The sequence below is a fragment of the Sinobaca qinghaiensis genome (genome assembly GCF_003610495.1).
Lineage (GTDB): Bacteria > Bacillota > Bacilli > Bacillales > Marinococcaceae > Sinobaca > Sinobaca qinghaiensis.
Map to the genome: position 1 here is coordinate 311,637 of NZ_RAPK01000006.1, position 20,179 is coordinate 331,815.

Sequence of the window (20,179 nt, forward strand, 5' to 3'; positions counted from 1 at the left end):
GAATATAATGGCTAAATTAACTTTTGTGGGAGCAGGAAGCACCGTTTTTGTAAAGAATATACTGGGGGATTGTATGCTCACCCCTGCATTGAAAGGGATGGAATTTGCATTATATGATATTGATGAAAGAAGACTGGACGAATCCTATCAGCTTCTGCAGCATTTAAAAAAGCAGCTGGGAGCCGATGTCCATATTCATAAATATACAAATCGGAAAGAAGCTTTAAAAGGATCTTCTTATGTTATTAATGCCATCCAGGTCGGTGGTTATAAGCCATCTACGGTTATTGATTTTGAAGTTCCTAAAAAATACGGACTTCAGCAGACAATCGGAGACACCATAGGAATAGGCGGCTTATTTCGGACTCTCCGTACAGCTCCGGCGATGCTTGATATTGCAGCGGATATAGAAGAAGTCTGCCCGGACGCCTGGCTGTTGAATTACACAAATCCGATGGCGGCACTAACGGGAATTATTGCAAAGGAAACAAATGTACAAGCGGTAGGCTTGTGTCACAGCGTTCAGGTGTGTGTACCGGAATTGTTTGATCATCTGGATATATCCCAAAAAGATGTAAAAGCCACTATTGCCGGAATTAACCACATGGCCTGGCTTCTTGAGGTCTCAAGAAACGGAGAAGATCTTTATCCTGAAATAAAAAAGCGTGCGGCAGAAAAACAAAAAGGAAAACATGAGGACATGGTGCGTTTTGAGTTGATGGATAAATTCGGTTATTATGTTACGGAATCCTCAGAACATAATGCAGAGTATCATCCTTATTTCATTAAATCAGCTTACCCGGAATTAATTGAGAGGTTCAATATTCCTTTGGATGAGTATCCGAGACGCTGTGAAACACAAATTTCAGAATGGGAAGCGAGGAGGGACAGTATCATTCATGATGAGTCGATGACTCATGAACGTTCACGAGAATATGCTTCTCATATTATCGAAGCAATGGAAACCGATAGCCCTGTACGTATTGCTGGAAATGTATTAAATACAGAGGGGCTGATTAGTAATCTTCCTTCTGATTCAGTAGTGGAAGTTCCCTGCCTCGTAGATCGTAATGGAGTAACTCCTACTCATGCCGGGAGGCTGCCGGAACAGCTAGCTGCATTAAATCGAACAAATATTAACACCCAGCTGTTAACGATGGAAGCCAATAAGACTAGAAAAAAAGAGTATGTCTACCAGGCAGCTATGCTTGATCCCCATACTTCAGCAGAATTATCATTAGATGATATTGTTTCACTTTGTGACGATTTATTCGAGGCGCACGGTGCGTGGCTTCCACAGTATAAATAAACTAGTTTAGAAGTACCTGGACGTAACAAGTCCAGGTTTTTTTATTGAGTTTTTGAAAAAATATTGTAAACGGTTACTTGGTGTGGTATCTTAATTATTAAGTAAAATTTTACTAAAATATTTATGCGGTAAATATCAGAAAGAAGGAATAGAGATGGGCGTATTAACAATTTTATCCTTTTTGTTTTTTACTTTGCTTGTAGCGTTAATATCTTACTTTAAAACAAGGAAAGAGGACCTGGAAACTTCAGATGGTTATTTTTTAGGAGGAAGAAGCTTGACGGCATGGGTAATAGGCGGTTCGTTAATGCTGACTAATTTATCTACTGAACAGTTAATTGGTTTAAACGCCGAAGGCTATGAGTTCAATATGTCATCGATGGGATGGGAAGTCGGTTCGGCTATCGCTTTGGTTATTGTAGCTTTTTACTTTCTGCCTAAATACTTAAAAGGTGGTATTACCACGATTCCTGACTTTTTAGAGGAACGATTTGATAGCGCTACCAAGCAATTTGTTACGATACTTTTCCTTTTTGGATTTATATTTAATCTGCTTCCGCCTATTCTTTATTCCGGAGCTGTTGCATTAAGTACAATGTTTAATGTGCCTGAAATGCTTGGTGTCAGCTCAACTACAGCATTATGGATAACGGTGTGGGTAGTTGGAACGGTAGGTTCGTTATATGCCATATTCGGTGGATTAAAAGCCGTTGCAGTATCCGATACTATTAACGGAATCGGCTTAATCTTAGGAGGATTGTTAATTCCGCTGCTTGGATTAATGGCATTGGGAGATGGCTCTCCGGTCACTGGATTTAGAAGTATTATGGACAACACCCCTGAAAAGTTAAATGCTGTTGGAGGGGAAAGCGATCCGGTGCCATTTGGAACAATGTTTACTGGGATGATTTTAGTAAATTTATACTACTGGGGAATGTCTCAGCATATTATGCAGCGGGCAATCGCGGCAAAAAACTTGAAGGAAGGGCAGAAAGGTCTTTTGATTGCAGCTTTTCTAAAGCTTGCGGGTCCTATTTTTCTTATTTTACCGGGGATCATTGCTTATAATATGTTTGGTGCGAATATGACTTCCATGGAAGCGTATCCAGCGCTCGTTAATGAGGTACTTCCTCTGCCTCTCGTTGGATTTTTCGCAGCGGTTCTATTTGGAGCCATCCTATCTTCGTTTAACTCTGTTTTAAATTCGACGGTTACATTAATTGTGCTTAATATTTATAAACCGTATTTTAAGCCCAATGCTCCAGACTCTAAGCTAATTAGGGACGGTAAGGTTATCGGTACGTTATTAGCGATATTTGCCATGAGTGTAGCACCTTTAATTGCTTTGGTACCGCAGGGATTTTTTCAGTATCTGCAAATGGTAAACGGTTTCTATAATGTCCCAATATTTACTGTTATATTAATTGGTTATTTAACGAAACGGGTCCCGGCGATTGCAGCCAAAATATCGTTAGTGTTGTTTATCAGCGTTTACGCAACTACTCAGCTCTTTTGGGACACAGGTCTTCACTTTCTCCATATTCTTGCTGTAATGTTTGTCGTTTGCACATTATTAATGCTGGTGATCGGTAAAATAAAGCCTAGAGAAACGGCATATAAGCTGGAAGATAAAAAAGTAGTTGATATGACACCATGGAGATTGGTCTATCCAGTCGGCTTTGCAGCGGTAATAGCAATGCTTATTGTATTTCTTATTTTCTCAGAAGCAGGAATCGCTGCTTAAATAATAATAAAGGGGCAAAATCATGACAAACACACGATCTTATTTTCCTAATTTACTGCACGGAGCAGACTACAATCCGGAGCAATGGCTCCACCGTCCGGATATACTTGAAGAAGATGTGCGATTGATGAAGCTGGCTAAATGCAATGTGATGTCGGTAGGAATATTTTCATGGGTGTCGCTCGAACCAGAAGAAAATCACTATACATTCGAATGGATGCAAAACGTGTTGGATCGTCTGTATGAAAATGATATCAGCGTGTTTTTAGCGACGCCAAGTGGCTCAAGGCCTGCCTGGATGTCAGAGAAATATCCTGAAGTACTGCGGACAAATGCCGATCGAACAAAAAATCTGCATGGGCTTCGTCATAACCACTGTTTAACTTCTCCGGTTTATCGAAAAAAAGTGAGACAGATGGCTGAGCAGCTGGCCGCCGGATTTGGAGATCATCCTGCCGTCATAGGCTGGCATATATCCAACGAATATGGAGGAGACTGCCATTGTTCAACCTGCCAGGCTTCGTTTCGTCACTGGCTCAAAGAAAAATACGAAACACTGGATGCTCTGAACAGTGCATGGTGGACAACGTTCTGGAGTCATACATATACAAGCTGGAACCAAATTGAATCACCGTCTCCTCTGGGCGAGTCGCTGGTCCACGGTCTTACTTTAGATTGGAAGCGTTATACAACGGACCAGACCGTGGATTTTTACCAGTGGGAAGCAGCCCCGTTAAAAGAAAAGCGGCCTGATCTTCCGGCTACAACAAATTTTATGGAAGAATACGAAGGATTGGATTATTGGAAGTTTAAAGATGTGGTGGATATCGTCTCCTGGGATGCCTATCCGACCTGGCACGATAATGAGGAAGAAGCGGTTCAGGCAGCCAGGACAGCTTTTCTGCATGATATTAAACGAAGCATCAAAGGCGGCCAGCCGTTTTTACTTATGGAAAGTACACCAAGTAATACTAACTGGCAGCCTTTAAGTACACTGAAAAAGCCGGGAATGCATCATTTGTCCTCTCTTCAGGCAGTTGCCCACGGTTCCGACTCTGTCCAGTATTTTCAATGGAGAAAGAGCCAGGGGTCGAGTGAAAAGTTTCATGGGGCTGTGGTGGATCATGTAGGGCACGAAAATACAAGAGTGTTCAAAGAAGTGGCTCAAGTGGGAAAATCACTGGAAAGACTTAAGGAAATTACAGGGGCTGAAAGCCATCCGAAGACGGCACTTGTGTACGATTGGGAAAATAGATGGGCTATTAATGAAGCGCAGGGACCAAGGAATATCGGGCCCGGCTACGAAGATACGGTTCAGAAATTTTACCGTCCTCTGTGGGATATGGGGATCGCTGTTGATGTAATTGATTCGGAGCAAAGCCTTGAGCAGTATGACCTGATTGTTATGCCAATGCTCTATATGATAAAGCCGGGTACAGCAGAGAGAATTGAAGCCTTTGTAAAAAGAGGGGGCACCCTTGTTACGACATACTGGTCAGGGATCGTAGATGAAAATGATCTTGTATGGCTGGGAGGGCTTCCGGGTCCTCTTCGAAACGTGCTTGGCATTTGGTCGGAAGAAATTGATTCCCTGCATGACGGGCAGACCAATCAATTAACATTTACTTCAGGAAATCTGAGCAGCCAATCCTACCAGCTTAAAGAGCTGTGTGATTTGATTCATCTGGAATCAGCACGTTCCCTTGCTTCCTATGATGAAGACTTCTATCAAGGCAGGCCTGCTGTAACAGTGAATGCTTTTGGAGAAGGAAAAGCCTATTATATCGCGGCTCGTACAGAAGAAGCCTTCTATACTGATTTTCTGAAGCAGGTAGTAGAAGAGGCAGGGATTGAGAAGAATATACAAACAGAGCTTCCCCGTGGAGTGACTGTGCAGCGGAGAGTGAAGGGTGAACGTTCATACCTGTTTTTATTAAATTTCACAAAAGAAGAAAAAACATTCTCGCTGCATGATAAAAAAGGGTGGGATTTGATTCATCAGGAATCTGTGCAGGGTGATTGTTCGCTTGAACCTTATGGAGTGCGGGTTGTAAGAGAAGAATAAAATGAAGAAATAAAAAAACTTTATCTACCCTTGAAGGGGGGATGAAGTTTTTTTGTCATGGAAACATTAATTTTATTAAAAAACCTAGGACGAACGCGCGAAATAACCAGACGTCGACTCGGGCAGAACAGCCATTGCCTGCCGAAAGCGTACGTCTGGTGATGGAATTGAACACCTGGTTGTATTGCGTTGTTGTCTATTTTTCTTTTCTTTATATAAGCCTTTCGTTAGCCCTCTCCGTGAGGAGTAATCACACATTTTAGTCCGTCTTTTCCGAGGGCCGCTTGAAATCCAGATTCGGTTTCAGAGAGAGGGAACGTATGGGTGATGAGCTGTGCAAACGGAAGCCGGCGTTCGTTAATCCACTGCACCGCTTCGAAATGACAGGCTCTGGATGCTCCATGGGTTCCGCAGACGTTCAGCTCTTTGTACAAAATAAGGTTGGTGTTCAGCTCCCCTGCTGTTCCTTTTGGAAGCCCGGCAAAGAACAGCACATTGCCAAGGGTTTTCACGATCGTGAGCGCTTCCTGCTGTACCGCTGAAGAGGGGGCGGTCACGATAACGGTATCGCAGCCATAGCCGTTCGTCTCTTCCATTATTCTTTGTTCCACATTCTCTGAAGCAGGGTCCAGACAGAGGTCCGCTCCAAAATCCAACGCAAATTGACGTCTTGGGGCAGAACGCTGCACGGCAATTACTTTTTCAGCCCCGATCTTCTTTAACGCTGCGATATACATACATCCGATCGCCCCGGCACCGTAAACAACGACAGTCTGACCGGCCGCGGCATTTACTTTTTTCAGTCCGCTTAATACACAGGCGAACGGCTCGGACAGGCTTGCTTCCGAAAAAGAAACACCGGCTGCCACCCGCTGAATCGATCCCCGTTCCACAAAAGCTCTAGGCAGGAGCATATATTCTGCAAATCCGCCGTCTGTCTGATAGCCGATTGATTCCCCGTACCGGCAGTGGTGTCCCAGATCCTGAAGGCAGTACCGGCATGTTCCGCAGGGGATATGAGCACCAAGCGTCACGATGTCTCCTTTTTTCCATAAGGTTGTTTCACTGCCGGCCGCTGCAATTTCTCCCGCTATTTCATGGCCGGTAATGCGCGGGAACTGCACCCGTTTATCGCCGTTTTTAAAAATTCGCAGATCTGATCCGCAGATTCCCACGGCGCCTACTTTTAACAGCAGCTCATGGGGGCCGGGGCGGGGGGCTTCTGTCTGCCTGTATGCGAGCGTTTCTTTGTCCGTTAAATACACAGCATTCATCATCATGCCTGCCTCGCTTCCTGTTTGAACTGAAGGGACTCCTGCATAAACCGGCGGACACTTTCTATTTCTAAAGAGATTCGTGCTGGATCCCAATGAAGGCGTGCGGCGAAAACTTCGGCTGCATCCTCGAGGGAAGACGCGGCTCTATTGGGATCAAACAGCACCAGGCTTGTGCGCCGTTCAAAAAAATCCATCAGCGTGCACGCTGACTCATGTTCGATCGTATAGGCGGCTTCGCCTTTCATCAAATGACCGTCTGCCTCACGGATGAACTGCATGACTGTTTCCGCGTGCCGCCCGTAGCGGTAAAAGTACTCTTCCACAGCCTGAACGGGCAGGTATGCTGCTTCTTTTGAGGCTTTCAGCTCCTGAAGGGACGATTCGAAATGAAAATCACTGCCGAAACTCCCGCCGGTTAAAGGGATATCCTCTGTGCGTGAAGGAGAAGACAACAGGTTTCCCTTTTCGCAGACAAAGGAAAGAACCCGTTCTGCCATTTTCCGGTAGCCGGTCAGCTTGCCGCCTGCAATCGTAACCAGACCGGAATCGGAATAAAAAATGTCGTCGTGGCGGGACAGCTCCGAGGGCGGCCTGCCTTTTTCTCCTATCAGCGGACGGACCCCCGCCCAGCTTGAAATAATATTGTCCATGGTTAAAGAGAGGGAGGGGAATGCTGCGTGCAGACATGCCAGCAGGTATTCAGCCTCCTCCTGTTCTACAAGAATATGTTCGATGTCTTCTTCATATAGAGATTCGGTCGATCCGACGTAAGTGCAGCCATCTCTTGGAATGACGGCAATCATCCGCCCTTTGTGCTGAAAATAAATCGATTCTTTCACCGGGAGCACATCATGGGGGAAAACAAGATGAATGCCTTTAGCCAGGACCATATGCTTTCCGGTAACAGGAGCATCTTTTACTCTTACCATATCCACCCAAGGACCGGCTGCGTTCACGATAAAGTCAGCGTATATGCGGTAAGAACGTCCGGTTTCCCCATCTACAGCTTTTACTCCGATTGCTTTTCCCGCCTCATCTTTAATTAGCTCTTCCATCGTCACGTAATTTGCGGCAAGGGCCCCGTGTTCCGCTGCGGTCTTTACGACTTCAAGCGTCAGCCGGCTGTCATCAGTCCGGTATTCGACATAGCGGCCGCTTCCTTTAGTTGTCTCTGGATTGAGCAGCGGTTCTTTTTGAAGCGTCTTCCGGCGGGATAACACTTCGTGGCGTTCCTCGTCGCGCACGCCTGCCAGCTGGTCATAGACGGTAAGGCCCAGCTTCAACGTTGGAAGCGTGAAGGATTCCTTCTTTATTAAAGGAAAGAGCATCCGGATCGGACGAACCAGATGACGGGCATTGCGGTAGACAATATCCCGTTCCCTGCCGGTTTCCCTGATAACGGCAAAGTCCAGCTGCTGCAGGTATTTTAATCCGCCGTGGATCAGCTTGCCTGACTTGCTGCTTGTTCCGGAAGCGAAATCCTTTTTTTCGATCAGCCCGGTGCGCATGCCGCGCGAAGCTGCATCAAGCGCAATCCCGCTTCCTGTAATACCGCCTCCGATGATTAGAATATCGAGCGGCCGTGCGGCCATTTTTTCTAAAAGGGACTGGCGGCTGCGTGCAGAAAAATCAGATGGTGTCATAATTGCCTCCTTTTACATTTGTTCATTAACTATTCATATGAAACAAAGTTTACGCTAATAATATAGCGCTTTCATTTTTTCGTCAATATAATTCATATTTATTATCTGTTGATTTAACAAAATAAAAGAAGTTTTTGTTGACAAAAAGAGAAAATCTCCTTACGATATTTACAAACGTCACAATATAGAACAATTGTAAAAAGGAGAGGGTTTATATGACGGATTGGGCAGGCAGACAGTCGGACGAGGTAGTAAAAGACTGGCTTAGGCAGATGCATTTGATTCGTTTTTTTGATGAAAAGGTAGATGAATTTTTTGCCAAAGGTATGATTCATGGGACCACGCACCTTTGTGTCGGGCAGGAAGCGTCGGCAGTCGGCGCCTGCGCTCCATTAAAAGACGACGACATGATTACGAGCACGCACCGCGGCCACGGCCACTGTATTGCCAAAGGCGCAGAGCCGGACCGGATGATGGCCGAGCTGTTCGGACGGGTGACCGGTTACTGCAAGGGCAAAGGCGGATCGATGCACATTGCGGATGTGGATAAAGGAAATCTCGGGGCAAACGGCATTGTTGGAGGCGGCATTCCTCTGGCGGTAGGCGCCGCGCTGACCTCGCAGATGAAAAAGCAGGGCAAGGTCGCCGTATGCTTTTTCGGGGATGGTGCAACCAATGAAGGCAGCTTTCACGAGTCGCTGAACCTGGCCTCCATCTGGAAGCTGCCGGTTGTGTTTGTCTGTGAAAACAACCAGTACGGCATGTCCGGCCCGGTAAAGGACATGGTTAATATCGAAGACATCGCTGACCGTGGTGCTTCCTACGGCATTCCCGGCAGAGTCGTGGACGGCAACAACCTGCTGGAAATGGCTGATGTGATGGAAGAAGCCGTCATGCAGGCCAGATCCGGAAGCGGTCCGGTATTAATTGAAGCAAAAACCTACCGCTGGAAAGGCCACTCCAAGAGTGACGCCAAAAAATACCGCACGCGGGAAGAAGAAAAAGACTGGCGGACCAATAAAGATCCAATTAAGCGCTTTGAAGAATGGCTGCTTGAGGAAGGCCGGATTACAAAAGAAGAAGCAGAAACGATCAGGCAGTCTGCACTGGACGAAATTAACCGGGCGGTTGAATTCGCAGAAAACAGCGAAGAACCATCCATGGATACCATTTTAGAAGACGTGTACGCGTAATTATAAGGAGGGTGTGTCGTGAGAGAGATAACATATGCAGAAGCGGTGAGAGAAGGACTGAGCCAGCGCATGCGTGAAGACAGTGACGTATTTGTGCTTGGAGAAGATATAGGTGTATACGGCGGAGCTTTCGGCGTTACGAGAGGAATGATTGAAGAATTCGGTCCCGAACGGATCCGCAACACGCCGATTTCAGAGGCGGCGATTACCGGTGCTGCGGTAGGTGCCGCGCTGACCGGCATGAAGCCCGTACTGGAGCTGCAGTTTTCTGACTTTATTACGATTGCGATGGATCAGCTCGTAAACCAGGCGGCCAAAGTGCGCTACATGTATGGCGGGAAAGGCCATGTGCCTATGGTCGTACGGACCCCTTCCGGCTCCGGCACGGGTGCGGCGGCCCAGCATTCCCAGAGCCTCGAAGCCTGGGTAGCCCATATTCCGGGACTGAAAGTAGTACAGCCCTCCACTGCCTATGACGCCAAAGGCCTTTTAAAAGCGGCAATGGAGGATCCGAACCCGGTTATTTTCTACGAGCATAAGGTACTGTACAAATCAAAATCGGACGTGCCGGAAGAAGAGTATACGATTCCGCTTGGAAAAGCAGACGTAAAAAAAGAAGGAACGGACGTTACGATTATCGCGACCGCCATTATGGTGCACAAGGCACTCGAAGCAGCAGAGGAGCTCGAAAAACGCGGCATAAGTGTGGAAGTCGTGGATCCAAGGACGCTCGTGCCGCTTGACGAAGAAACAATTATTGCTTCCGTATCAAAAACCGGACGGGTGATTATTGTCCACGAAGCAGTAAAACGGGGAGGCTTCGGCGGTGAAATTGCCGGAGTGATTGCAGAAAGCGAAGCATTCGACTATCTGGATGCCCCGATCCGGCGCCTGGGAGCCCTCCCGATTCCGGTTCCTTATAATCCCGTGCTGGAAAAAGCGATGATTCCACAGGTGGAGGATATTATTAAAGCGGTGGAAGAAACCATGCGCGGAGCGTAAAGGAGGGAATACCATGGCGAAGGAAATTTTCATGCCGAAATTAAGCAGCACGATGGAAACGGGTACCCTGCTGCAGTGGTTTAAAGAAGAAGGAGATCAGGTGGACGTAGGAGATCCGGTTTTTGAAATCATGACTGATAAGATAAATATAGAAGTGGAAGCCTATGAAGAAGGTATTCTGCTCAAAAGATACTATGGAGTGGATGAAGAAGTCCCGGTGAACGGTATTGTTGGCTACATTGGAAAAGAGGGGGAGGAAGTTCCCGATCAGCCCGGAGAAACACCGGAGGATCCTGCAGTAGAAAAAGCGGAAGAAAAAGAAGCCGTCATTGAAAACACTTCGTCTTCAGAAACAGAAGTGTCTTCTGACAAAAAGGTACGGGCTACGCCGGCAGCGAGAAAAAAAGCCGGTGAAACAGGAGTGCCGCTTCATACTTTACAGGGGAGCGGTCCAAACGGACGGATTCATAAAAAAGATGTAGAAGTGTCCGGGCAGCAGCAAGAGCGCGTTACGCCGCTTGCAGAAAAAGTAGCCGCCGATAAGGGAGTAGATCTGGCCGGCGTTCAAGGAAGCGGACCGAATGGGAAAATCTACCGCAGGGACGTAGAGCTCCCGGCTGAAGAACAGGTTCCGGCAGCGGAAACGATTTCAACCGCCTATGAAGGTACACGCCGATTTATCGGAGACCGGATGCAGCAGAGCAGCAGCGAAATTCCTCATGTCACATTAAATACTGAAATAGACGCTTCTGTATTGAAGAAGATGAGGGCTGAGCTGCTTCCTGTCATTGAAAAGAAAACCGGAAAACGCCTGTCTTACAACGACATTCTAGTGAAAGCGCTCGGAGAAGTGCTGATTTCCCATCCGCAGGTAAATGCTACGTTTGAAAATAACAGCATTACCCGGCATCAGGAATCTCATATCGGCATAGCCGTTGCGGCTGATTTTGGGCTGATGGTTCCTGTGCTGCGGGATGTAGAGAAAAAGAGCCTGTCTTTGATTGTGCAGGAGAGCAAAGAGCTTGCTGTGAAAGCCAGGGAAGGACGGACCAGGCCGGACGACATGAAGCAGGGCACTTTTACGATCAGCAACCTGGGAATGTACGCGGTCGATCATTTTAATCCAATTATTAATCAGCCTCAGGCGGCTATTCTTGGAGTAGGAAGGCTGCATGATAAAGTAATTGCTGTAAACGGCACGGCGGAGGTCCGGCCTGTTCTGTCTCTCAGCCTTTCCTTTGATCATAGAATAATTGACGGGGCACCGGCTGCGGCTTTTCTAACAGAGCTGAAAGAAAAGCTGGAATCCCCATACCAGCTTTTAATATAGGAGGCGGAAGAAATGCAGACATACGATATTGTGATTGTTGGAGGAGGCCCGGGCGGCTACACGGCTGCGTCCCGGGCGGCTGCCCTCGGAAAGAAAACAGCGCTGGTGGAGGCGGCTGACCTTGGCGGAACGTGCCTGAACAGGGGATGTATCCCTTCCAAGACATATCTTCGTCATGCAGAAGCATACAGGGAAGTGCTTCACGCCGGTCAATTCGGCATTGAAACAGGAGAGATCCGCTTTTCCTATGATTCCATGCTGAAGCGGAAAAACGATGTTATTCAGACGCTGCGCGGGGGCGTGGCGTCTTTAATGAAAGCCGGGAAAATTGATGTAATGGCAGGCTGGGGCACGATTCATCCGGATTTAACCGTCAGCGTGGAGAGTGCCGGCACGAAAACCGTCATTCAGGGGAAGAAAATTATTGCTGCGATGGGCTCAACGCCTGCCGTGCCTCCGATTAAAGGTATAGAGCAGGCCTCTTATCATACAAGCGATACTATTTTTGATATGGACCGCATGCCGGAGCGTTTGACGATTATCGGGGCCGGCTATATTGGCGTGGAGTTTGCCAGTATTTATGCCGCATTTGGTGTCGAGGTCACGCTTGTAGAAATGGCCGACCGGATTATTCCGCTTGAAGACAGCGATGCCGGCGATGAACTGAAGCGGACCCTGCTTGATCAAAACGTAACGATCCTTACGAATACCGCAGTAGAGGAAATAAAAGACGGCACTAATACAGTCATTAATAAAGATGGCAGCCGCTCTGTTCTGGAAGCGGATGTGCTGCTGATTTCCACGGGAAGGCGTGCCAATCTGCAGGCACTGAAGGAATTGGATCTGGAAAAGGACGGGCCATATGTTAGAACCAATAAAGCTATGCAGACAAGCCATCCGGATATCTACGCAATAGGGGATCTCGCGGGAGGGTGGCAGCTGGCCCATGCTGCGAGCGCAGAAGGGACTATTGCAGCCGAACACGCCTCCGGCAGAACGCCGAATATTAATATGCAGCTGATTCCACGATGCATTTACACGTATCCGGAAGTTGCCTCCGTCGGCTTCAGCGAAGCAGAGCTGTTAAAAGAAGGACGTGCCTACAAAACGAGCAGAACACCGCTCCGTATAAATGGAAAATCGCTCACCGCAGGCAATACAAAAGGATTTATGAAGCTTTTTTCTGATGAAAAATACGGGGAAATTCTGGGAGCTGTACTGGTAGGCCCGCACGTAACGGAAATGATAGCCGAACCGGAAGCTTTTATGCAGCTCGAAGGTACGCTCGAAGAGTGGAAGGCGATGGTTCACCCTCATCCGACGCTTTCGGAAAGTCTGCATGATACAGCAGTTTCTCTTCTGAATAAACTATAAAAGTTTATTTTTGTTTTTTATTAGAACATATGTAACCAGGCAGACCGGACTAATGATATACTGGGAAAAAGTTTATTATGTCTAATAGAAAAAGGAAGAGAAAGATGCTGAACTGGGAAGAACGCAGAATGATCGTGAAAGCGGCGAAGCTCTACTATGCAGAGGGGTGGACACAGGCTCAGATTGCCAAGAAAAACGGTGTATCAAGACCTGTGATATCAAAGCTTTTAAACCGGGCGAAAGAAGAAGGTATTGTAGAAGTATATATTAAAGATAAAACCGTACAGACAGTAGAGCTCGAACAGAAGCTTGAAAAAAAATACGGGCTGAAAGAAGTTATTGTTACAGCCGGCGCTGGGTATACCCCGGAAATGGTACTGCGCCAGCTCGGCAAAGCCGGCGCTTCCTACTTATCGAAACGTTTAACAGGAAACAAAAAAATCGGTATCTCCTGGGGGGCATCCGTTCACGCACTGATAACGGAATATCCGTATGAGCGCAAAGAGCAGGTGCATGTGGTGCCGCTTATTGGAGGAATGGGTAATAATTTTGTGCATCTGCACTCCAATCAGCTGAGCTTTCATTTTGCCCAGAAGCTTAACACGAGCTGTTCCTACTTATATGCTCCTGCCATGGTGGAGTCCGATGACTTAAAGAACCGGCTCACTGCCTCCAAAGACATAGCGGAAGTATTGGAAGAGGGAAGGAACGTCGATATAGCGGTCGTTGGAATTGGCAATCCCGTCGTACAGTCGACGATGGAGAAAATGGGCTACATTCACGAAAATGACATTGCCTCCTTAAAAAAATCACAGGCAGTAGGCGATATTAATTCCAGCTTTTTTGATTCGCTCGGCCATAAAATTGATCATCCATTAAATGACCGCGTTATCGGTCTGAATTTGGAAGAAATCAACCAGATTCCTGAAGTGGTCGCAATTGTAGAAGGTGCCCATAAAATAAACAGTGTGCATGCCGCTTTAACAGGCGGTTATATTGATGTATTGATTACTGACGACAGCATGGCACAGGCGCTTGCAGAAGAATAATGCGGTGGCCCGTGCCTGCGGCATAAAGATAATTTTTTTAATTTTCCAAAAAGGGTTGACTTAAAATTGAAAGCGCTTTATTATATTTACAAACGTAACTAACCATTACAAATGTAAATGAGGTGGCAGTATGTGGGGAACTTTTATTTTCATTTTTGCCGGCATGTGGACGCTGCAGTTTTTAATGACGCAATGGCAGGTGAAGCAGTACAAGGCGAAGGTGAATATGCTCAGCAGCAAAAAGACAGGGTTTCTTGGCACCGGCTATTACAAAAAGCGCTTTGGCTTTGGAGCGGTAGCTATTTTAATAAGCGACACAGAAGGATTTATCAAAGAAGCCCACGTGATGAGAGGGCTGACCATTTTTGCGAAATTCAAGGAAAAGCCTGAATGGAAAGGGTTGTCTTTGGAGGAATGCCGCTTTTACCAGGGTGGAAAAGAGAAAGAGCGCTTTGCCGTACAGAATGCGCTCGAACTAATTATTAAAGAAAAGGCAAGCAGAGACAAGGAGGAGAGAGTATGGATTTCTTAATCGCAGTAGCAGAAGGCTTTATCGGCATGTTTCAGGCCGGCGGGGATACGTTTGTCGGACTCGTTACAGGCATTATTCCGCTTTTAATCTGTTTAATTACCGCTGTTAACGCACTCATCAAGTTTATCGGGGAAGAGAGGGTGTTCGCTTTCGCACAGAAATGTACGAAGAACATTATCCTGCGCTATACGATCTTCCCGCTCATGGCCGTTTTCTTTCTAACCAACCCGATGTGCTACACATTCGGACGGTTCCTGCCGGAGCGCCAGAAGCCGGCTTTCTATGACGCTTCTGTTTCCTTCGTTCACCCTATTACCGGGCTTTTCCCGCACGCCAATCCGGCGGAACTATTTGTTTACACTGGAATTGCTGCCGGAATTACGCAGCTTGGATTGTCGCTCGGGCCGCTCGCGATTCGTTTTTTCATTGTTGGGATCATTGTAATGCTGCTTCGCGGCATTGTAACGGAGCTTATTTCAAACAGAATGTTCAAAAACAAAGAGCGGGAAGCGGCAGAAGCACAAGCCGCCTCTTCATAAGCGGAGGGAAAAATCATGGCAGAGTATAAAGCAGTTAAAGTATCCAAAGGGCCGACAGGATGGGGCAAGGGCTTGATTATTCGTCCGTCGGATGAAAAGAAATACGTTATTTCTGTTACCGGCGGCGGCATTCATCCCGTAGCCCAGGAGATAGCAGATAGAACCGGCGCGACACCGGTGGACAGCTTCGCCACTTCCGTTCCGAAAGAAGAAATTGCCTGCGCCGTTATTGACTGCGGCGGTACGGCCCGAAGCGGCGTTTACCCGAGAATGGGGGTAAAAACCGTTAACACATATGGGAATTCACCTTCCGGCCCGCTGATGAAATTTATTAACGAAGACAACTTCGTTTCAGGGGTCGGGGTAAAAAATATTTCTGATCTGGACGGCTCTGAAGAAGACGCAATAGAAGCAGACAACGAAAAAATAGAGCAGAAAGAATCGCTTCTTAATAAAGACGTTGCCCAGAAAGTAAAAGAAGACGCCAAGCAGAAGGCAGCTGTTGATCATCCGCGCAAAAAGAACAAAGTCAACTCCATGATTCAAAAGCTCGGCGGCGCGATGGGAAATATCATCAGTATTTTTTATCAGGCCGGCCGCGATACGATCGATACCGTTATCAAAAATATTCTTCCTTTTATGGCTTTTGTCAGTACGTTAATTGGAATTATCACATTTACAGGAATCGGCGACCTGATCGCAAACTTTGTAACCCCTCTGGCAAGCAGCCTGACGGGTATGCTGATCCTGTCGCTCCTGTGCTCGATTCCGCTTATTTCCCCAATGCTTGCGCCGGGGGCCGTTATTGCCCAGGTAGTAGGTGTGCTGATCGGCGTGGAAATCGGACGCGGCAACATCCCGCCGGAAATGGCGCTGCCTGCATTATTTGCCATTAATCCCCAGGTTGGAACAGACTTCGTTCCTGTAGGCTTAACGCTCGGCGAAGCCGAAACCGAAACCATAGAAGTCGGCGTACCGGCTGTGCTGTTTTCCCGCCTGATCACCGGCCCGATTGCTGTAGTAATTGCCTATTTCTTCAGTATTGGAATGTATTAATCGAAAATAGGGGAGGAAATTAAATGAAGGAGACGGTTACGATGTCTGAGTACTTTAAAGCAAAAGTAGAATATGTAGGAGAAGAAGCGGATCTGATGTGGGAAGAGAAGATGGTCATTCTCTTTAACAATACGGTTCCCCAGGATTTAAAAGATATTGCGATTGTGCACGACGGGGGAACACTCGCTGCGCCGATTGAAGAAGGCGATGAAATGCTTATCGGTGATACTTCTTTTACCCTTCTATTTGTAGGGGACAAAGCCAACGAAACGATGACGGATCTCGGCCATGCGACATTTCATTTCAACGGTTCCGCTTCGGCTGACCAGCCGGGGACCATCTGCCTGGAAGATAAAGAAATCCCTGTTATTGAGCCCGGAATGATCATTACATTTCGAAAAAAATAAATAGAAAATAAGGAGTGGACAGCAATGCTCGGAACGAATAGAAAGCTGATCGAACTGGAAAAACAGGGAAAATCGATTCGCGTGGGATTAGTCGGTGCCGGCCAGATGGGACGGGGAATGATTGCCCAAATTGAGAAAATGAAAGGCATGAAAGTCGTAATCACTGCTGATATCGCTGTGGAAAACGTAGTGAAGGCCTATGAAAATGCCGGCATTAAAAAAGCAGATCTGGTCGTAACGGATAACAAAAGCAAAGCAGCAGAAGCAGTCCGCTCCGGGTTTGTCGTAGCAACAGCGGATGCTTCGCTTGTAAGCGGCCTGGCAGACGTGGATGTCGTAGTGGATGCCACGGGCGTTCCAAATGTAGGTGCGGAGATTGCCTGGAAATCGATTACGAACAAAAAGCATATCGTTATGCTGAACGTAGAAGCAGATATTACGGTAGGGCCTATTTTAAAACAGATGGCCGATGCTGCAGGCGTAGTATATACAGGCTCGGCGGGAGACGAGCCCGGCGCGATCATGGAGCTGTTTGATTTTTCCGAAGCGCTCGGCTTTGAAACGGTCGCTCTTGGCAAAGGCAAGAACAATCCGCTGAACGTGGAAGCAAATCCGGATACGGCGGCCCAGGAAGCCGCAGAGAAGAAGTCGAGTCCGAAAATGCTTGCTTCGTTCCAGGATGGCACAAAAACGATGGTAGAAATGAACGCGGTAGCCAACGCCACCGGTTTTCTTCCCGATAAGCCCGGCATGCACGGCCTTAAAGGAGAAGTGAAAGATCTCCCGGCTTTTTTTGAAACAAAAGAAAACGGTGGAAAAGTATCGAAGGAAAAAGTAGTCGAATACATTAATGGCATTGCGCCGGGGGTATTTGCGATTATCCGCTCCGAACAGGAGGAAGTAAACGCAGAGCTCACCTATCTGAAAATGGGGGACGGCCCAAATTACGTGCTTTACCGCCCATATCACCTGACAAGTCTGGAAACGCCGCTTTCCATCGCGAAAGCCTATCTGGATCACGTACCAACGATTGCTCCTTACAAAGGACGGATCGCTGAGACGGCAACCGTGGCGAAAAAAGATCTGGCGGAGGGGGATTACCTGGATTCTATCGGAGGATTTACAGTGTACGGCACGATATTGACAGCAGAAGATTCCGACGCTATGGAAGCCCTCCCGATCGGATTGGTGGATCGTCACATAAAAATGAGAAAAGCGGTCAAAAAAGGAGAAATTATCCGTATGAGTGACATTATCCATGAAAGGGACACGACAATCTGGAAGCTGCGTGAACTGCAGAATACGTTCGGCACGGTTTCTGCAGAGGATAGTGGTATAATAAAAGAAGCACCGGTAGTATAAAATAAAGAGGGGATCGTCATGAAAAAGAATATTATGATTGGTGATCTATTTTGTGAAAGCTGCAAGGAAGAAGTGCCACACCGCATCGAATATGTAAATAACGAAATTTCTACGATAACGTGTGAAGTCTGTGACCGAAACATTCAAATTAACCGGGATATGATGAAGGAATTTTATGAAGAAATTTATGAGCGTGTGTCTTCAAAGCCTCATCGGATCACGGAAGAATACAAGCAGGATTTAAATCACTTCATTACGGGGTTTCCATTCCGCATCGTCAGCAAACCATACCGTTTAATTAAAGATATGAACCAGACGCACCAGATTTTAAAAGAACACCGGGAGAAGCATCCCCGGCATTAATAAAATGGGGAGCCTTTTTTCTTCTATAGAAAAGAAGGCTTTTTCTTTTGTGGAAAAAAGGAACGCCATTCACATACAGGCCCGGATAGGTATATAATAAAATAGTGAAAACAAGCAGAAGGAGACGATAACGCATGAGTATGCATAAAAACGAGGAGCGCCTCGAATCGCTTCAGAAAAGCTATGAACAGTATAAAAGCCAGAATCTGAATTTAAATATGGCCCGGGGAAAGCCGTGCCCGGAGCAGATGGATCTTTCCAACGGCATGATGGATGTTCTTACGTCAAAAGACAGCCTGAAAAGCACTGATGGCACTGATCTCCGCAATTACGGCGGACTTGACGGTCTTCCGGAAGCCAAGGAGCTTTTCTCGAAAATTCTGGATGTAGATACAGATGAAATCGTCATCGGCGGCAACTCCAGCCTGTCTATGATGCATGATTCGATTGCGCAGGCAATGATGCACGGCGTGGCGGGAGGAGAAATGCCGTGGGCGAAGCAGGATAAAGTGAAATTTCTCTGTCCCAGCCCTGGATACGACCGCCATTTCGCTATCTGCGAACTTTTTAATATTGAAATGATTATCGTGGATATGAAAGAAGACGGTCCGGATATGGACCAGGTGGAGAAGCTGGTTCGTGTAGATGAGTCGGTGAAAGGAATCTGGTGCGTGCCGAAATACAGCAATCCTACCGGTATTGTTTATTCTGATGAAGTCGTAGAGCGTCTGGCTTCCATGGAAACAAAAGCCGCGGATTTCCGGATTTTCTGGGATAATGCCTATGCCATTCATCATTTAACCGACGAACCTAAAGAAATCAAAAACCTGCTGGAAGAATGCAAAAAGCAGGGCAGCCCGAACCGGGTGCTGATGTTCAGCTCCACGTCCAAAGTGACGTTCCCGGGATCAGGCGTTGCGATGCTTGCTGCCAGTCAGGAAAATCTGGATACGTACCGGAAGAATATTTCTTTCCAGACAATAGGACCGGACAAGCTCAATCAAAAGCGTCATGTGGAATTCTTTAAAAACGTGGATGGTTTGAAGGCCCATATGAAAAAGCACGCGGAGATTATTGAACCGAAGTTCCGTGCCGTGATTGAAATCCTCGATCAGCAGCTCGGCGGCAAAGACATCGCTTCCTGGGACCGTCCGGATGGAGGCTATTTCATCAGCCTGGACACCCCGGAAGGATGCGCAAAGGAAGTAGTAGGTATGGCCTCGGAACTTGGCGTTACATTAACGGGCGCAGGCGCGACGTTCCCCTACAATAACGACCCGAAGGACCAGAATATCCGTATTGCCCCGACGTTTCCTTCAGAAGCGGAGCTCCGCAAAGCAATTGAGGTTCTCTGTGTCTGCATTGAACTCGCCAGCCTGAAAAAAACCGTCCGGGCCTCCTGATCAAAGGAACTGTTCTGTTTCGGAAAGAGCGGTTGCGTTACAAGGTTCTCTGCGTTAAGATAGTAAATATACATGAGCGGTACATCTTTTTTGAATTAAATACATGGCAGCAATAAATAGACTAAAGCGCTATTTTATAAGCCGGAAAACGAGTAGAACCTACTCGTTTTCTGGCTTTTTTTCGTCTTTGTGCAAAAAAGAACACGGTTTGGCTTCAGGCAGCCGGGTTTTACCGCTTTTTCAAGGAATAGAGAAGGAGGCACATATAAGATGAACTATATGATTGATCACAAGAACAAAATGATTCATAACGGTCGTTTCGCAGGAGACTACTGTGGACTGTCGCAGATTGAAGACAATGATAAAGAGCACGTGAGCACTCAAAGTACAGTAGATATGCTGGTGAATACAAAAGACTACGAAAAATGTTCATACTGCTGCGGCTCTTTCATTCCGGGATTTATACAGAGCGTAACCGAATCGAAAACAGAATAAAGCATTTTGCCGGCCTTCGGCTGGTTTTTTTGTGGG

At 46.9% G+C, this 20,179-nt stretch carries 18 protein-coding genes; 16 read left to right on the plus strand and 2 right to left on the minus strand.

Annotation, left to right across the window (positions count from 1 at the left end):
* Positions 1 to 7 precede the first annotated feature (7 nt).
* The 3 genes from melA to ATL39_RS01905 all read left to right on the plus strand — a co-directional run bounded on the left by melA (position 8) and on the right by ATL39_RS01905 (position 5,118).
* Positions 8 to 1,309 carry an alpha-glucosidase/alpha-galactosidase gene (melA, locus tag ATL39_RS01895; protein ID WP_120191994.1) on the plus strand — a complete coding sequence of 434 codons (1,302 nt, stop codon included), beginning with the start codon at positions 8 to 10 and terminating at the stop codon, positions 1,307 to 1,309.
* A gap of 154 nt (positions 1,310 to 1,463) precedes the next feature.
* Positions 1,464 to 3,053 (plus strand): solute:sodium symporter family transporter, encoded by a 1,590-nt coding sequence (locus tag ATL39_RS01900; protein WP_120191594.1) that lies wholly within the window; start codon positions 1,464 to 1,466, stop codon positions 3,051 to 3,053.
* Positions 3,054 to 3,075: 22 nt separating this feature from the next.
* On the plus strand, positions 3,076 to 5,118 hold the full coding sequence (locus tag ATL39_RS01905; RefSeq protein WP_120191595.1) for a beta-galactosidase: 2,043 nt from the start codon (positions 3,076 to 3,078) through the stop codon (positions 5,116 to 5,118).
* A gap of 227 nt (positions 5,119 to 5,345) precedes the next feature.
* Here the strand turns inward: ATL39_RS01905 and ATL39_RS01910 are convergent, their stop codons facing one another.
* The gene (locus ATL39_RS01910) at positions 5,346 to 6,398 is read right to left on the minus strand and encodes an alcohol dehydrogenase catalytic domain-containing protein (protein WP_120191596.1); all 1,053 of its coding nucleotides are present in this window, start codon (positions 6,396 to 6,398) and stop codon (positions 5,346 to 5,348) included.
* Positions 6,395 to 8,038 (minus strand): glycerol-3-phosphate dehydrogenase/oxidase, encoded by a 1,644-nt coding sequence (locus tag ATL39_RS01915; protein WP_120191597.1) that lies wholly within the window; start codon positions 8,036 to 8,038, stop codon positions 6,395 to 6,397. Before ATL39_RS01915 ends, ATL39_RS01910 begins: the two co-directional genes overlap by 4 nt.
* Before the next feature lie 215 nt (positions 8,039 to 8,253).
* On the opposite strand from ATL39_RS01915, the gene ATL39_RS01920 reads away from it, so the two are divergent.
* The 13 genes from ATL39_RS01920 to ATL39_RS01980 all read left to right on the plus strand — a co-directional run bounded on the left by ATL39_RS01920 (position 8,254) and on the right by ATL39_RS01980 (position 20,143).
* On the plus strand, positions 8,254 to 9,231 hold the full coding sequence (locus ATL39_RS01920; protein WP_120191598.1) for a thiamine pyrophosphate-dependent dehydrogenase E1 component subunit alpha: 978 nt from the start codon (positions 8,254 to 8,256) through the stop codon (positions 9,229 to 9,231).
* An 18-nt stretch (positions 9,232 to 9,249) separates the two neighbouring features.
* Positions 9,250 to 10,233 carry an alpha-ketoacid dehydrogenase subunit beta gene (locus ATL39_RS01925; RefSeq protein ID WP_120191599.1) on the plus strand — a complete coding sequence of 328 codons (984 nt, stop codon included), beginning with the start codon at positions 9,250 to 9,252 and terminating at the stop codon, positions 10,231 to 10,233.
* A gap of 13 nt (positions 10,234 to 10,246) precedes the next feature.
* Complete coding sequence (locus ATL39_RS01930; protein WP_120191600.1) at positions 10,247 to 11,563, plus strand: dihydrolipoamide acetyltransferase family protein; 1,317 nt, start codon at positions 10,247 to 10,249, stop codon at positions 11,561 to 11,563.
* Positions 11,564 to 11,575: 12 nt separating this feature from the next.
* Positions 11,576 to 12,937, plus strand: coding sequence for a dihydrolipoyl dehydrogenase (gene lpdA / locus ATL39_RS01935; RefSeq protein ID WP_120191601.1), 1,362 nt, complete (start codon positions 11,576 to 11,578; stop codon positions 12,935 to 12,937).
* Positions 12,938 to 13,041: 104 nt separating this feature from the next.
* On the plus strand, positions 13,042 to 13,986 hold the full coding sequence (locus ATL39_RS01940; RefSeq protein WP_120191602.1) for a sugar-binding transcriptional regulator: 945 nt from the start codon (positions 13,042 to 13,044) through the stop codon (positions 13,984 to 13,986).
* Positions 13,987 to 14,116: 130 nt separating this feature from the next.
* On the plus strand, positions 14,117 to 14,518 hold the full coding sequence (locus tag ATL39_RS01945) for a transcriptional regulator GutM (RefSeq protein WP_120191603.1): 402 nt from the start codon (positions 14,117 to 14,119) through the stop codon (positions 14,516 to 14,518).
* Positions 14,506 to 15,057 carry a PTS glucitol/sorbitol transporter subunit IIC gene (gene srlA, locus ATL39_RS01950; RefSeq protein ID WP_120191604.1) on the plus strand — a complete coding sequence of 184 codons (552 nt, stop codon included), beginning with the start codon at positions 14,506 to 14,508 and terminating at the stop codon, positions 15,055 to 15,057. Before ATL39_RS01945 ends, srlA begins: the two co-directional genes overlap by 13 nt.
* Before the next feature lie 15 nt (positions 15,058 to 15,072).
* A complete protein-coding gene (gene srlE, locus ATL39_RS01955) occupies positions 15,073 to 16,113 on the plus strand; it encodes a PTS glucitol/sorbitol transporter subunit IIB (RefSeq protein ID WP_120191605.1) in 1,041 nt (346 codons plus the stop codon).
* 23 nt (positions 16,114 to 16,136) lie between these two features.
* A complete protein-coding gene (locus tag ATL39_RS01960) occupies positions 16,137 to 16,520 on the plus strand; it encodes a PTS glucitol/sorbitol transporter subunit IIA (protein ID WP_245960889.1) in 384 nt (127 codons plus the stop codon).
* Between the two features lie 24 nt (positions 16,521 to 16,544).
* A complete protein-coding gene (locus ATL39_RS01965; protein ID WP_120191606.1) occupies positions 16,545 to 17,882 on the plus strand; it encodes an NAD(P)H-dependent oxidoreductase in 1,338 nt (445 codons plus the stop codon).
* An 18-nt stretch (positions 17,883 to 17,900) separates the two neighbouring features.
* Complete coding sequence (locus ATL39_RS01970; protein ID WP_120191607.1) at positions 17,901 to 18,245, plus strand: bh protein; 345 nt, start codon at positions 17,901 to 17,903, stop codon at positions 18,243 to 18,245.
* A 134-nt stretch (positions 18,246 to 18,379) separates the two neighbouring features.
* On the plus strand, positions 18,380 to 19,648 hold the full coding sequence (locus tag ATL39_RS01975) for an aspartate aminotransferase type Ic (protein WP_120191608.1): 1,269 nt from the start codon (positions 18,380 to 18,382) through the stop codon (positions 19,646 to 19,648).
* A gap of 270 nt (positions 19,649 to 19,918) precedes the next feature.
* Positions 19,919 to 20,143, plus strand: a complete 225-nt coding sequence (locus ATL39_RS01980; RefSeq protein WP_120191609.1) for a hypothetical protein — start codon at positions 19,919 to 19,921, stop codon at positions 20,141 to 20,143.
* The last annotated feature ends 36 nt before the right edge of the window (positions 20,144 to 20,179 follow it).